The sequence below is a fragment of the Brucella pseudogrignonensis genome, assembly GCF_032190615.1.
GTDB classification, from domain to species: Bacteria; Pseudomonadota; Alphaproteobacteria; order Rhizobiales; family Rhizobiaceae; genus Brucella; species Brucella pseudogrignonensis_B.
This window is the reverse complement of record NZ_JAVLAT010000002.1, coordinates 867,395-882,015: the sequence shown is the minus strand read 5'-3', so window position 1 is coordinate 882,015 and position 14,621 is coordinate 867,395. Positions and strand designations below refer to the sequence as shown.

The following is a 14,621-nucleotide window of genomic DNA, read 5'->3' as shown; positions in this document are numbered from 1 at the left end:
AGAAAAGGCCGCTTCAAGCGGCCTTTTTTATTATCAATTAATGATAGGCCAAGGGCGCTGCACTGGGCGCATATCTTCGTAGGCCTTTGCAAGACGCAGCACGCCCAGATCATCGAAACGCTGACCAAAAATCTGCAAACCAATCGGCAGCCCCTTGGACGTATAGCCACAATTGAGCGAGATTGCAGGCTGTTCCGACATATTCATCGCAACGGTAAATGCGATGTGCTCGAAAGGGCGCTGCGGATCATTGACCGGAGAGGCCCATTCCGCCGGATAGGTTGGCATCGGAGAGGTGGGAGAGATGATGAAATCGAAATCCTTCGACGCCGCAAGAGCGGCATGGCGCATTGCATCTATTTGGGAAAAACCGGAATAGACTTGCTCGCCCGTCAATCCTTCAGCGGTTTCAGTCCATTGATAGATGTATGGCAGGATTTTCGCACGGTTTTCCGGCGTCATCTTAGAAACATCGGCCCAGGACCGCGCCCGCCAGAAGCGATCAAGCCCATCGATCATGGTGCGATTGAGAAATGGAGCAACCGGCTCAACAATCGCGCCAGCATCCGCGAACAGCTTCGCCGCCGCTTCCACCGCCGCGCGTGTTTCATCGCCTGTTGGTTCGCCAAAACCGGCATCCAGCCAAAGGCCGATTTTGAGACCTTTTACATCAATATCAAGGCTCATCCAGTCGATATCCTGATATGGCAGGCTCATCGCGTCGCGGCGATCTGGACGCGAAAGCACCGACATATAAAGCGCATTGTCGGCAACCGTACGCGTCATCGGACCGGCAACGCGACCAAGAAACGCCGGATCAATCGGAATACGTCCGAAGGACGGTTTCAGGCCAACCAGACCGCACCAGCCAGCAGGCAGGCGGATAGAGCCACCAATATCCGTGCCAATATGCAAAGGCCCGTAACCCGCAGCACCAGCACTTCCGGCACCCGCACTTGAACCGCCCGGATTGGTGTTCAAGTCCCATGGATTACGTGCAAGCTTATGGAAACTCGAAAGCCCCGAGGACAACATCCCGAGATCAGGCATGGTCGTTTTAGCCAAAAGCACGCCACCCGCCTCGCGGGTGCGGGCTGCGGGCGGGGCATCAACGGCTGCGGGATTGAGAGGCAGAGCTGCACAGCCAAGTGGAACAGCAGTACCTTTCGTGGCAATATTTTCCTTGATCGTTAGCGGAACACCGTCAATGGGGCCGGCAGGCTCACCCTTTGCCCAACGTGCTTCCGATGCCTTCGCAGATGCCCTCGCCGCATCGGGATCATAAGCCCAAAGCGCATTCAGTTTCGGCTCATAAGCCTCGATGCGCTCAATTACAGCTTCCGTAACTTCAACTGGCGAAAGCGATTTCGCCCTATAGGCAGACACAAGATCGACAGCTGACAAATCGGCAAGTGAAGACATGGCGTTCCCTTATTTCATTCTGGCAGTTTCATTGTAGAATTAAGTGTGCGGGCCCGTTTGCGCCGCCCCGAAAAAGGCTTCGGCACAGCATCAACCAATGCGCGCGTATATTCATGTTGCGGGTTATCGAAAACCGCGTTGGTCTTTCCCTGCTCGACGATATTGCCGTGGTAAATCACCGCTACACGATCGGTAATTGCGCGCACGACACCGAGATCGTGACTGATGAAAAGATAGGAAAGGCCGAACTTTTCCTGCAGATCCATCATCAGATTGAGAACCTGCGCCTGAATGGAAACATCAAGAGCTGAAACGGGTTCGTCAGCAACGATGAGCGCCGGTTTGGTAATAAGGGCTCGGGCAATAGCGATACGCTGGCGTTGCCCCCCGGAAAACTCATGCGGATATTTTTCAGCAGATGCTTTTGGGAGGCCGACAGCTTCCAGCACTTCTGCCACGCGCTCATCCCGTTCCTTGCTGCTTGTCCCGCGCTCCAGTGAAACAATCGGCTCCGAAATGATCCGCTTGACCGTGTGGCGCGGATCGAGCGAACCATAAGGGTCCTGAAAGATCGCCTGAAAACCTTTACGCGCTTCACGCAGGCCTGAACGGTCAAGCGCGTAGATATCCTGACCATTGATAAGGATTTGGCCAGATTGCGGTCGCTCAAGTCCCATCACAGCACGCGCAAGTGTTGATTTGCCCGAACCGCTTTCGCCCACGATACCAAGACTTTGCCCTGCTTCGATCTCGACATTAACACCGTGGAGAACGCGCAAAGACCCCGGCTTTGAAAGGAATGATGGGCGCGGGAGCTGATATTCACGCACGACATCCCGAACCTGCAAAATCATCTTGCTCATGCCAGCACCCCGCCATCGCGAGGATGCAGACAAGCAGCGCGATGGGCAATGCCTTCGCTTTCGCCGATCAGATCGAGCGGCGGAATAAGCTTTCGACAATCGCCTTCAACGAAGGCGCAACGATCAGCAAAGCTGCAATATGGCGGGCGCGCCAGCGGGTCTGGTACAACGCCGGGAATTGCAGCGAGGCGCTGACGCGGTTTCGTATGATTGCGAACCAGATTAGCCCCATGTGGAGAAGCCTGAAACAGCCCCCGCGCATAGGGATGCGCCATACGATTAAACACGGCTTCGGTTCGCCCTGTTTCTACAATCCGCCCGGCATACATCACTGCGATACGATCAGTCATTTCCGAAACAACGCCAAGATCATGGGTAATGAGCATCAGCGCTGTTCCAGTTTCATCGATCAGCTCATCCATGAGATCAAGAATCTGTGCCTGGACAGTGACATCGAGCGCAGTTGTCGGTTCATCAGCAATCAGAAGATCAGGCTCGCAGGCAATCGCCATGGCGATCATCACGCGCTGGCGCTGTCCGCCGGAAAGCTGGTGCGGATACAGATCGAGATTAAAGCGCGGTGCAGGCAGTCCCACGCGATGCAGCAACTCGCGCGCCTTGCGTTCGGCATCAGCGCGGCTTTCGCCAAGATGCAGACGGCGGCCTTCGGCAATTTGCGCACCAATGGTCTTAACCGGATTGAGCGCTGTCATTGGCTCCTGAAAGATCATCGCCATGCGACGACCGCGCATTTTGCAGAGTTCGGCTTCTGGCTTGTTTGCCAGATCCTGCCCATCAAAACGCAAGGTTCCACGCACGCGCATCCGGTCAGGCAGCAAGCCCATGGCAGCAAGCGCGGTAATCGACTTGCCACTGCCAGATTCACCCACAACGCCCAGGCGTTCACCACGGTTGAGGGTCAGCGTAATGCCCGACACGATATCTGCAGTGCGCGTACCAAATGGCAGCTCGACAGACATATTGTCCATTTCAAGAAGAGGTGTTTTTGGCAAAGCTTTTATCATCTCTGCCTCCTTACGCGCGGGTCAAGTATGTCGCGCAGACCATCACCCAGCATGTTAAGGCCAAGGACTGCGAGTGTAATGGCAAGACCGGGGAAGATCGCCAGCCATGGCGCATCATAGATAAAGGTCTGTGCATCGTTGAGCATCTTGCCCCAGCTCGGCATGGGCGGCTGTGTGCCAAGCCCCACATAGGAAAGGCCAGCCTCGGCAACAATTGCGAGTGCGAATTGGATCGTCGCCTGGACGATCAGCACATGATTGATGTTGGGCAGAATATGCAGCAGCGTGATCGAGATATCGCCGCGCCCTGCACAACGCGCTGCCTGAACATATTCGCGCTTCCAAAGCCCGAGCGATGCACCGCGCGTAACTCGGGCAAAGACCGGAATATTGAAAATACCGATTGCAATCATGGCATTGACCGCACCGGGACCAAAAATAGCTGTGATAATGACTGCAGTCAGCAGCGCCGGAAATGCAAAGGCCAGATCGGTCATGCGCATGACAAAGCCATCGACCAGTCCACCGCGTGCTGCTGCAAAGGCACCGAGAGGGATACCTATACCTGCACCAACAAGCACCGCAATAATCGAAACGGCAATGGAATTGCGCGCACCGACCATAATCATGGAAAACACATCACGACCAAAATTATCCGTTCCGAACAGATGACTGAAGCTCGGCCCTTGCAGCTTGTCGCGAAAGTTCATGGCGGTGGGCGAATAAGGCGTCCAGAAATAAGAGACGAAAGCCATAGCCACCAGAATAGCGGTAACAAGCGAACCGATCACAAGGCTGCGGCTTAAAAACAGCATCCGAAAACGGCTTGGCTTTGCAATTGTCTGAACCTCACTCATCGGCTGCCTCCCGTCGAAAGACGCGGATCAATGAAACCATAGACGAGATCGACAATAAAATTGACCGCAATAACGGAAGCCGCAAGCAGCGTCACCAGCGACTGCACCGTTATCAGATCGCGCTGGGCGATTGCCTGAAACACCAGCCTTCCAAGGCCGGGAAGATTGAAGACATTTTCGATGATGATCGTTCCAGCCAACAGAAATGAGAATTGCAAGCCAATAATCGTGACAACCGGGATCAGCGCGTTGGGCACAGCATGGCGCCAGAGTGCCGCCTTGCGGGTAAGCCCCTTAGCGCGCGCGGTGCGCACGAAATCTTCACCCAGCGTTTCGATGACGGCAGAGCGCGTCACACGGGCGAGGATGGCGGCAAGAGGCAGGGCAAGCGCCAGAGCGGGCAGAAACAGCGAGCGGATACCATTCCCGAATCCATTTTCCCAACCGGCAAAACCAGAGGCTGGAAACCAGCCGAGCTGTAAAGCAAACAGCAGGATCAAGAGCAGGCCGAGCCAGAAATTCGGGATAGCAACACCCACCTGCGCCACCCCCATGGAAAGCACATCACCGGTTTTGCCACGTTTGGAGGCCGCATAAACGCCCACGGGAATAGCTACTGCTACCGACAGAACCATGGATAAAAGCGCCAGCGGCAGCGTGACCATGATGCGTGGTCCGAGCAATTCGCTGATCGGCACTGAATAGGTGTAGCTGGTGCCGAAATCCCCCTTCAGAAAGCCGCCAATCCACGAAAGATACCGCCACCAAAGCGGCTGATCGAGGCCAAGCTGTTTATGCAGCGCTGCCAGCGTTTCAGGCTGCGCATTGATACCGAGGATAACCGCAGCAGGGTCGCCCGGCAGCACCTGCATCAACAGGAAGACGATGACGGATGCCGCAAGCGTCGTCAGCAAGAGCGAAATTATTCGCCCGGAAATATAAGCCAGCAAGGCGACCTCCTAAGCACAATCCCAAAAAAAGCTTTGAACTTTTTGGCCAGGATTGCGCATCATAAAAATGCAGGAATGAGCACATCAGGCCATTCACTCCACATTCCATTTCCTGCCGTGCCGCAGCCCCTTGGTTGTTATCGCTGCACGACAATTCGCGTGAACCGCCCCGCAGCACGCGTGCGGGGCGGAAATTGTCTTACTCAGCCCAGTAAGCCTGTGTCAGATCGTCCGCCGGGATCGGCATGTTCTTCCAAAGACCTTTCACGTTCTTATTCCACACACCAATTTTCGGCAGCGCGTAGAGGAAGATATTCGGCTCGTCTGCCGCAAGCTTTTCCTGAAGCTTCTTCACCAGTTCGAGTTGTTCTTCATCGCTACCGGCCTCGGCATAGGCTTTGTAAAGCGCCTTATATTCCGGGTTGTTGTAGTTGAAGTAATATTTATCGCGGGCATAGATATCGAGATCACGCGCTTCTGTATGTGCAATGATCGTGGCGTCGAAATCCGAGCGCTTGAATACCTGATCCAGCCATTGTGCAAACTCGATTGGAACGAGATTGGCCTGAATACCTACTTCCGCCAGCATGGCTGCGATGATTTCACCACCGCGACGCGCATAGGCCGGAGGTGGAAGCGTGATGGTTATTGACGTGCCAGCCGGAACACCCGCCTCTTCCAGCAGCTGCTTGGCTTTTGCCGGATCATACGGATAGGTTTCCGAAAGGTCGACATAGCCCGGATCGACCGGCGCATAATGCGAGCCGATTGGTGTGCCAAAACCGGAATAGACACCTTCGATCAGCGCCTTGCTATCGATGGCATGAGCCAGTGCCTGACGCACCTTCACATTGTCAAAGGGGGCCTTGGCATTGTTAAGCGAAAGCAGAACTTTGCCTGCAGTATCACCGACTTCGACCTGCAACTTATCATCGCTCTTGAAGCGACTGATCAATTCCGGCGCCTGGAACATCGGGAAGACGTCAATATCGCCAGCGAGGATTGCAGCTGCTGCTGCCGAAGGATCGCTCACAAAGCGGAAAGTGACGGCAGAAAGCTTTGCTGGTTCGCCCCAATAGTCCGGGTTCCGGTCGAGCTCGACACGATCACCCTGCACCCAGCGCTTGAACTTGAATGGACCCGTTCCGACAGGCTTGGTCTTGTTATCGGCCGCCGAATTCGGCGCAATCATAACCGCGTCGCCCCACCCCATATTGAACAGAAAGTTCGAGGTTGGCCGCTTCAGCGTCACAACGGCAGTCGCTGGATCAGGACATTCGGTGCTGGCGATTGGTTCAAAAAGGCCCTTTTGCGCATTGGTGGAATCTGGAGCCACTGCACGCTCGTAAGAGAATTTCACGACCGAACAATCGAAGGGCGTTCCATCATGGAATTTCACGCCCTCACGCAGCTTGAACGTATACGTCTTCTTGTCGTCGGAAACAGTCCAGCTTTCAGCCAGCTGTGGCTTCACTGTGCCGTCTTCAACAATACGAACCAGACCTTCATAAAGATTGGCATAAGTAACCTGACGGATACCGGCAGCTGCATTTGCCGTCGGATCCAAGCCCGGCGGTTCCAGCACTTCGCCGACCACCAATGTATCTTTTGCAAAGGCACCGTTGATTGATGCGAGCATCGTGGCTGTAATCAGCCCGGCTTTCAGCAGTTTACTCATCGCTTTTCTTTGGCTCCCCTTATCAATTTTCAGATCGAACGTCCGCCATCCACATCGAGCGCAACCCCGGTGATCATCGAGGCATGAGACGAGCAAAGAAAAGCCGCAGCTTCAGCCAGATCATCAGGCTTCAACAGGCGGCCCATCGGAATGGAATCGCGGAACTTCTTGCGGATTTCTTCGGTATCCTCGCCCATAAAGGTGGTGAGAAGCGGTGTCTCACCTGCGACAGGGTTCAAAGCAACGACACGAATCTTTGCCGGTGCAAGCTCGATAGCGAGCGCCTTGGTCACTGAAACCACCCAGCCCTTGGTCGCATTGTACCAGGCGAGATTCGGGCGCGGACGACCTGCGCCAGTCGAAGCGACATTGAGAATGACGCATTCCTCCCCCTCGGCACCATTGTCCTTGAAATGTGGGATGAGCTTGCGTGTCATCAGATAAACGCCACGAACATTGACGCCAAGAATGCGATCAAATTCTTCCGGCTCAACCAGTTCAGCATTTTGCGGTTTGTGGCCGATACCAGCATTGTTGATGAGAATATCGACTTTACCAAATTTCGACAGGGCAGCTTCTACGGCTGCATCAACATCTGCTTCCTTAGAAATATCGGCAGCGACAGCCAGCGCGGCATCTCCAATTTCGGCTGCGACGCGCTCAGCGCCTGTCTTGTCGCGGTCCACAATAACGACCTTGGCGCCGTCTCTGGCAAAGCGCTTTGCCATACCCTCGCCAAAACCCGAACCTGCTCCAGTGATGAGCGCGACCTTACCTTCAAATGACACTGCAATTCTCCCAAATGCTAAACTTATCCGTGCCAGACCGAGATGGTCTTCAGCGAGGCAAACCCATAGAGCGCCTCAAAACCCTTCTCGCGTCCGTGGCCAGATTTTTTCACGCCGCCGAATGGCAATTCGATACCGCCGCCAGCGCCGTAATTATTGATGAATACCTGACCGGAATGGATAGCGCGGGCCAAACGGAACTGACGTCCGCCATCATTGGTCCAGATCCCGCAGACAAGGCCATAGGATGTTCCATTGGCTATCGCGATGGCTTCTTCTTCGGTGTCGAAAGGCAGAATGACCTGAACCGGACCAAAAATTTCTTCCTGCGCCAGACGATGGTCGGCAGGCACATCACGGATCAGTGTTGGCAGTACATAAGCCCCCCCCTCTGGTGCATCGTCCACCAACACACCTTGCGCCGCAATCGTCAGACCACTTTCCTTTGCAAGATCAAGATAGCTGTCAACAATCGCCTTCTGGCGCTGCGATACAACGGGACCGACAGAAAGATCATCGCCTGCCGGGCCAACCTTCAATGCGCGATAACGTTCGCTCATGCGCGCAACAACATCTTCATAGACACTGCGTTCGACCAGAATACGCGAGGATGCCGAGCAGGTTTGACCGGCATTCTGAATGCCCGCATTGACGAGGAACGGAATAGCGCGCTCGAGATCAGCATCGGCGAAAACGATCTGCGGAGATTTGCCACCAAGCTCCAGCGTTACCGGCACAGTGTTCTTTGCGGCTGCCGCCTGCACCGCTTCACCTGTACGCACCGAGCCGGTAAACGAAATGTGGTTCACATCCGGGTGTTCAGAAAGTGCTGCCCCCGCCTCTGCGCCAAGCCCGGTGACGACATTAAGTGCGCCTTTCGGCAGACCAGCTTTCTCAGCAATCTTTGCGAACTCCAGAATGGTGAGGCATGCTTCTTCCGCCGGCTTGACCACAGCGGCATTGCCCATCGCCAGTGCTGCGCCGAGGCTACGGCCCAAAATCTGCATCGGATAGTTCCACGGGATAATATGGCCCGTCACACCATGCGGCTCATAGATCGACAGGACCGTAAAGCCGTTCTGATAAGGCAGCGTGTCACCATGAACCTTGTCAGCAGACGCGCCATAGAATTCAAGATACCGCGCCAGCGCCACCACATCGGCGCGCGCCTGCGTGACAGGCTTGCCAACATCCCGTGATTCAAGATCAGTTAACACATCTATATTTTTGAGCACCTCTTCTGAAATGCGGTGCAAGACACGGCCACGTTCGGTCGCGGTCAACTTGCTCCATTCACCGGAAAGGGCGGCACGGGCTGCGGCCACAGCCAGATCGATATCCGCTTTCGAGCCGCGCGCGATGAGAGCCAGATCACTTCCATCGGAAGGATTGCGAAGCGGAATGTGCTCCCCACCCAGAGCATCCTGCCATTGTCCATCAATGAAATTGCCGTAATGAAGGAGGCCTGAGCCACCCGACTTGTTTTCATGCTTCATTCTCAGTCTCCCGCAGAGGCATTTCCGCCTCCAGTCTCGCTCTGGTCGCGCGGATATGGGCCCGCGCCAGCCGCTCGGCCTCTTCCCCGTCGCGTGAAGCGATGGCTTCAACAATTGCACCATGTTCGCGGATTGCATCGCGTGCTCTATCAACCGACAGAGAAAAAGAAGGGGCGAAAACCTGCGAGGTCATCCGCAACAGCGGAACGAACGCAATCAGCGAGGCATTCGATGCCGTATTCATCACTGCCATATGAAAATCGACATTCGTCTGGGTGTAAGCTTTTGGATCCCACGGATCGACAACCGTTACCTGCCCTGCAACAAGAGCACGCAACTTTTCGATAGCCTCATCTGTCGCGCGCTCCGCAGCAAAGCGTGCCGCAACACCATCCAGAACTTCGCGCACCGCATAAGCATCAATCAACAGCGTTAAATCAGCCGAGGCTACACGCACGCCCCTGCCCGGCAAGTGAATCACCAACCCGTCACGCTCCAGAACACGCAAGGCTTCGCGCAAAGGCGTGCGGCTTATACCGAATTCGGCAGCGATATGTTCCTGTCGGAGAATGGCGCCGGGCCCATACACGCCCGCATAAATTCTCTCACGAAGCGCTTCTGCTACTTCGTCCAGCAAACGGGTCTGACTACGCCACTCAAAAGCCGTCACAAGATAAGCCTCCCAACTTTATGAGTACAATATCCTGGATACAAAATTGGTCAATTAAAATTATATGTGTTTTGTGGAAAGAATTGTCTGAGCCGGCGATTGATAGTTTCGGGTAACAACCGTCGTGCGAAATAAGTCGCAAGAAAACAAAAACGCCGCGACAAGCGCGGCGTTTCAACTTTCACAATGCGGCCACCTTACAAGAAACTCTCCGGGATCGGCCTCCACTCACCATCCTGACGATCAAACTGCGGAATATGTGCGAGGGCGTGAAGCAGCTCCACATCTTTGCCAAGCACGTCCTGCCAGTCCTTCGCTTCGGTCAGGATGACTCCAATGCCAACGACCTCGCCACCCGCCTTTCGCACCAGCTCGATTGAACCTTTGAGGCTGGAACCGGAAGCAACGACATCATCCACCACAACCACGCGCTTGCCTGCGAGCAGCGGAATCGCCTGACGGTCGAGAAGCAGGCGTTGCTCGCCCTTCGAGGTGATGGACGAGATTGTCTGCACCAGTGCATCGCCCAGATGAATCTTTGGCGATTTCTGCAAGATAACGTAATCATCGAGACCAAGAGCGCGAGAGACTTCAATCGCTACGGGAATACCAAGGGTCGCAGCACCGACAATCACATCAGGCTTCAGTGGAGCCAGCTTTTCGGCCAGCGCCTTGCCTACATGTTCACCAAAGCGAACCCCAAGATCAATGACCATCATTAAGGAAATGGCGAAATTCGGGTTGATCGGTACGATCGGCAGATCGACCTTGCGGCCAGCTACATCAACGGTCCAGACCTGACCGTTTCCAGAAAGTTCAGCGCTGTCTTCAGTCATCGTTTTGCATCCTCGGGATTATAGCATTTCCAACAAAAGTGCGAAGCGGTTTTGCGTCGGATAATGCGTAAAAACAACCAGTTAAAGCGATTTTGGCGATTCATTTTTAACCGGAACCGTTGTAAGTCTCGATTCAACCAGCAGGTCGACATTACGCCATGTTGTACGCTTGCGCTTGGTGTCAAAGCCATAAATGGCAAGGGACAGCGAAATTGCGTGGGCCATGCGGATAGCCTGAACCAGCAATGGCACGCCGCGCGCCAGCGCAAAACGCAGACGCATTGGGAAGGAAACGTCGTCAATTTCCATTCCGCGTGCGCGCTGAGCATCCGCAATACGCTCGAAATCCTCACGCAGCATCGGAATAATGCCGAATGTGAGCGACAAGACGAGTGTCACCATCGGCGGCAGGCGCGCAGCACTCGCAGCAGCCAGAATGGAGCCGGGCGTGCTGGTTTCCATCACAAAATAGAAAGCTGCAGTCGTTGTCACCAGACGCGCAGCCATACCGGCTGCAATGGGCAAAGTATCAACAAATGCAACGCCTTGAAGCACGAGATTGAGAATCCAGCTCGCCATGACAAGCAGTGTCAGAAGCACGGCACCTTTGAGATAACCACGCAAGCCCGGCACCTTGACCAGCACCAGAAAAGCGACCGTGATCAACGCGAGTGGCACTCCGTATTTCCAACCCGGCACGAGCCAGGCTGCAAGCATGACCAGAAATGCCGCTGCCAGCTTTACAAAGAAGTTCAGATCATAAAAGATTTTCATGCCGCTTCTCCTGTCTCGACAACACGCGGCTTCGGCCAACCCAGCGCATGATAGGCATCGGAATTCCAGGATGCATCCACATCGCCATCAAAGGTGACATGGCCGCGATCCAGGATCATGACGCGCGACGAAACATCATCCACGAGTTCCAGATCGTGAGAGATCAACATGACCGCACGGTTTTCGGAAAGCGCTGTTTCGAGGAACAGTTCCAGCATGCGACGACCATTGAGATCGCGTGCCAGAAGCGGCTCATCGAGAATGGCAACCGAAGCGCCTGCTGCTTCCGCACAGGCAAGGCCCAGCAGAGCTTGCTGACGAGACGAAAGCGCAAATGGGTTGGTTTCTTCATGGCTACCAAGTCCATATTTTTGCAGGCAGGCCGTTGCGCGAGCAGTCACTGCATCGTCCTTTGCTGCACGGGTCGCGGCGGTGATCGCAAAGACCACTTCTTCCAGCACAGTCATGTTAAACAGGATGCGGCGCATGTTCTGCGGCAGGTAAGCCACCGAGCGGGCACGCTTTGCAGCGGTCCACTTGTCGGCATTCTCGCCACCAATAATAATTGAGCCTGCTGCAATTTTCTGAAGCCCAAGGATCGATTGAAACAGCGTGGTCTTGCCCGCACCGTTTTTGCCGATCAGAGCGACGACTTCGCCGGCGCGGATCTGGAAATTCACATTCTCCAAAACCGGCTGGCCGTCCCGGCGCTGAAGCTGCGTCTTGATTCCCGAAACGGAAACAAGAACTTCACCGCCGCTCTTCACATCTGCCAGACGTTTGCGTGCAGCAATTGGTGGCAAAACGCCTGCATCTTCCCACGCAGCCGCATCGTTGATGATCGACGCGAGCGGCACGACGGGCGCTAACTTACCGTCTTTTACCAGACCGACATCGGTAACGACCGCCTGCAGTGATGCAGGATCCTGCTCTGCAATCAGCAAGGCTGATATAGATGCACCGAGTTTTTTGAGAACCCGCACAAGACGCTGGCGTGCTGCTGGATCAAGCCCGGTTGTCGGCTCATCCAGTACGAGTAGTTTCGGTTCGGCCGCAAGTGCCGCTGCCATCGCCACCATGCGCCGTTCGCCGCCCGAAAGCGTCAAGACGCGTCGCCCTCGCAATGCATTCAGCTCTAACTCGTTAAGCAGCTCGTCGATACGAGCACGAACAGCATCCTTGGCAAGTCCATGATTTTCGAGTGGAAAAGCGACCAGATCTTCAACGCTCAGGTCCCAGAGCTGATCTTCCACATTCTGTGAAACGATGCCGACAGTGCTGAACAGCTCATCCTTCGGCATGGAAGACATGGGCTTGCCATTGAGCGAGACTTCGCCATCGAAGACTTGTGGGGTAATCAGGCGTGGAACGATGCCCGATGCAGCGTTGAGCAGCGTGGTTTTGCCACTGCCGCCCGCACCACACACCAGAAGCCGTTCGCCGTCGCGAATTTCGAGGTTGGCTTCGGCGATTGCAAGATTGGAATCGCCAAAACCTACTTTTACATTCTGAAGCTTGAGCACTTTTACTGCTCTCAATCAGAAACGGGTGAAGCCGGACGGATGAGCGCCCTTGAGAATTTTGAGAGCTGGAACAACCAGCAGCGGCGTACCGATCAGCATTGGAACGATGTCTGAAAGACCGAGATACATGACCGCCCACCAATATGGGAAAATCCCAAGATAGGCCAAGCTGGCCGAAACGGCCGCAACCATCACAAGACCAACAACAAGGCAAGTTGCTGCAATTTTAATCAGCGTTGCGCGATTAAAGGTTGTTGTCTTTGGATCGAACAGCATGCCCGGAATAAGACCAGTCAGGCCAACCATGATACCATCAATGATCAGCGAATGCGCTGGAATGAAGGTGCCAGCCAGCAACGACCAGATAACGGTTCCGAGATATCCGCAGATGAACCCGCTTTTGCGGCCGAGAAGAATGCCGACCAGCGGTGGCAAAAACGCGAAAATGCGCCATTGAATCACGCCCGGGACGAGCTGAATCGGATTGGCATAGGCCCAGAGAACGCCGGTTGCAGCTGCTGCAACGATAGAAAGAACGATCGGAAACAGTGTATTTCCATCGTTATGGGTGATCGTGGTGTTGGACATTGTCGTATTCCCGTAAAGTGCCTCCCGCTTGCAACAAGCAAAAACCGTGCCGCCTGGTGATTGCAGCAAACGAAGGGAACTTTGAGATGAAGGTGGTGGAGCTATCCTGTCGGCATTTCTGTAGCGCTATCACTGGGCAAAAACACCGCGTTTGCGGTGGAGTCAAACAGATTCAGCGCCTCTGACGCAATGAGTCACATTAAATCTAGCTATTAAAGCAATAAACGATCAATCACCCACAATATCGGCTAGCATCTGCACGAGCTGCTGCATTTGATCAGAACCATTTTCCATATGCTGGATAACAATTTCCATCGGCTCTACAAATGGTAGTCCGGCTTCTTTTGGAACCAAACGATGCGACGGCAAAGCAACACGACTCGGCAGCAGACTAACACCGAGCCCCTCAGCGATCGCGCTTTGAACACTCGCGAGGCTGGAACTGGTGAAAACGACATGCCAAGGTCTGCCGATACGATCAAGCGCCTCCATCATATCACTGCGATAAAGCCCATTTGGCGGAAATGCGACAAGCGGGAGCGGATCAGCCTCTGAAACCGGATAATCAGCACTCTCCAACCAGCATAGTGGTTCAGGCCAATGCTTGGTGCCAAGCGTTTCACCGCGCTTTTGTTTAACCATAACGAGATCAAATTCGCCCGTTTCAAAACCTTTCTGCAACTCTCGGCTTAGCCCGCTCGTCACTTCAAGTTTCACTTTCGGATGAGCACGCAGAAAAGCCGCAAGTGTTGGTGTGACCAGTTTGGCAGCAAAATCTTCTGCCAGACCGAGGCGAAACACGGCTGTAAGCGCACTTCCCGTCATAGCTGCTGCGGCTTCATCATGCAGATGCAGCATTCGCCGCGCATAACCGAGCAGCTTTTCACCCGCATCGGTTGGCCGAACATCATGCCTTGCCCGCTCCAGGAGCGATTGTCCGGCAGCCTCTTCAAGGCGTAAAATTTTTTGGCTGACCGTGGATTGCGTCGAATGCAGCTGCAGCGCTGCAGCCGTGAAGCTGCGGCTATCAACGACTGCCACGAAAGCACGCAAAAGATCGAGATTGAATATCATATTCATGATTCGAATGAATGCCAGTTGAACATTTAATTTTTAAATATGTCTCACCATGATTATTTTAGCAAGAAATA

14 protein-coding genes are annotated in these 14,621 nt (G+C 54.4%); all 14 read right to left on the bottom strand.

The window, feature by feature from the left end:
- Positions 1-33: 33 nt before the first annotated feature.
- The 14 genes from RI570_RS15455 to RI570_RS15390 all read right to left on the bottom strand — a co-directional run bounded on the left by RI570_RS15455 (position 34) and on the right by RI570_RS15390 (position 14,550).
- A complete protein-coding gene (locus RI570_RS15455) occupies positions 34-1,422 on the bottom strand; it encodes an amidase (RefSeq protein WP_313829458.1) in 1,389 nt (462 codons plus the stop codon).
- Positions 1,423-1,436: 14 nt separating this feature from the next.
- Complete coding sequence (locus tag RI570_RS15450; protein WP_313829457.1) at positions 1,437-2,285, bottom strand: ATP-binding cassette domain-containing protein; 849 nt, start codon at positions 2,283-2,285, stop codon at positions 1,437-1,439.
- Positions 2,282-3,310, bottom strand: coding sequence for an ABC transporter ATP-binding protein (locus RI570_RS15445; RefSeq protein WP_313829456.1), 1,029 nt, complete (start codon positions 3,308-3,310; stop codon positions 2,282-2,284). Before RI570_RS15445 ends, RI570_RS15450 begins: the two co-directional genes overlap by 4 nt.
- Positions 3,307-4,167, bottom strand: a complete 861-nt coding sequence (locus RI570_RS15440) for an ABC transporter permease (RefSeq protein WP_313829455.1) — start codon at positions 4,165-4,167, stop codon at positions 3,307-3,309. The genes RI570_RS15445 and RI570_RS15440 overlap by 4 nt, the downstream gene beginning before the upstream one ends.
- On the bottom strand, positions 4,164-5,117 hold the full coding sequence (locus RI570_RS15435) for an ABC transporter permease (protein ID WP_313829454.1): 954 nt from the start codon (positions 5,115-5,117) through the stop codon (positions 4,164-4,166). Before RI570_RS15435 ends, RI570_RS15440 begins: the two co-directional genes overlap by 4 nt.
- Positions 5,118-5,316: 199 nt before the next feature.
- Positions 5,317-6,795 (bottom strand): ABC transporter substrate-binding protein, encoded by a 1,479-nt coding sequence (locus RI570_RS15430; protein ID WP_313829453.1) that lies wholly within the window; start codon positions 6,793-6,795, stop codon positions 5,317-5,319.
- A 29-nt stretch (positions 6,796-6,824) separates the two neighbouring features.
- A complete protein-coding gene (locus RI570_RS15425) occupies positions 6,825-7,583 on the bottom strand; it encodes a glucose 1-dehydrogenase (RefSeq protein WP_313829452.1) in 759 nt (252 codons plus the stop codon).
- Positions 7,584-7,606: 23 nt separating this feature from the next.
- Complete coding sequence (locus RI570_RS15420) at positions 7,607-9,079, bottom strand: aldehyde dehydrogenase family protein (RefSeq protein ID WP_313829451.1); 1,473 nt, start codon at positions 9,077-9,079, stop codon at positions 7,607-7,609.
- Positions 9,069-9,749 (bottom strand): GntR family transcriptional regulator, encoded by a 681-nt coding sequence (locus RI570_RS15415; protein WP_313829450.1) that lies wholly within the window; start codon positions 9,747-9,749, stop codon positions 9,069-9,071. Before RI570_RS15415 ends, RI570_RS15420 begins: the two co-directional genes overlap by 11 nt.
- A gap of 197 nt (positions 9,750-9,946) precedes the next feature.
- Positions 9,947-10,585, bottom strand: coding sequence for a phosphoribosyltransferase family protein (locus RI570_RS15410; protein ID WP_313829449.1), 639 nt, complete (start codon positions 10,583-10,585; stop codon positions 9,947-9,949).
- A gap of 81 nt (positions 10,586-10,666) precedes the next feature.
- Positions 10,667-11,359: an energy-coupling factor transporter transmembrane component T family protein gene (locus RI570_RS15405; protein ID WP_409558682.1), complete on the bottom strand. Its 693-nt coding sequence runs from the start codon at positions 11,357-11,359 to the stop codon at positions 10,667-10,669.
- Positions 11,356-12,882, bottom strand: a complete 1,527-nt coding sequence (locus tag RI570_RS15400) for an ABC transporter ATP-binding protein (RefSeq protein ID WP_313829447.1) — start codon at positions 12,880-12,882, stop codon at positions 11,356-11,358. Before RI570_RS15400 ends, RI570_RS15405 begins: the two co-directional genes overlap by 4 nt.
- A gap of 15 nt (positions 12,883-12,897) precedes the next feature.
- The gene (locus RI570_RS15395; RefSeq protein WP_187548213.1) at positions 12,898-13,470 is read right to left on the bottom strand and encodes an aminotriazole resistance protein; all 573 of its coding nucleotides are present in this window, start codon (positions 13,468-13,470) and stop codon (positions 12,898-12,900) included.
- A 228-nt stretch (positions 13,471-13,698) separates the two neighbouring features.
- Positions 13,699-14,550: a LysR substrate-binding domain-containing protein gene (locus RI570_RS15390; protein ID WP_313829445.1), complete on the bottom strand. Its 852-nt coding sequence runs from the start codon at positions 14,548-14,550 to the stop codon at positions 13,699-13,701.
- Positions 14,551-14,621: the final 71 nt, after the last annotated feature.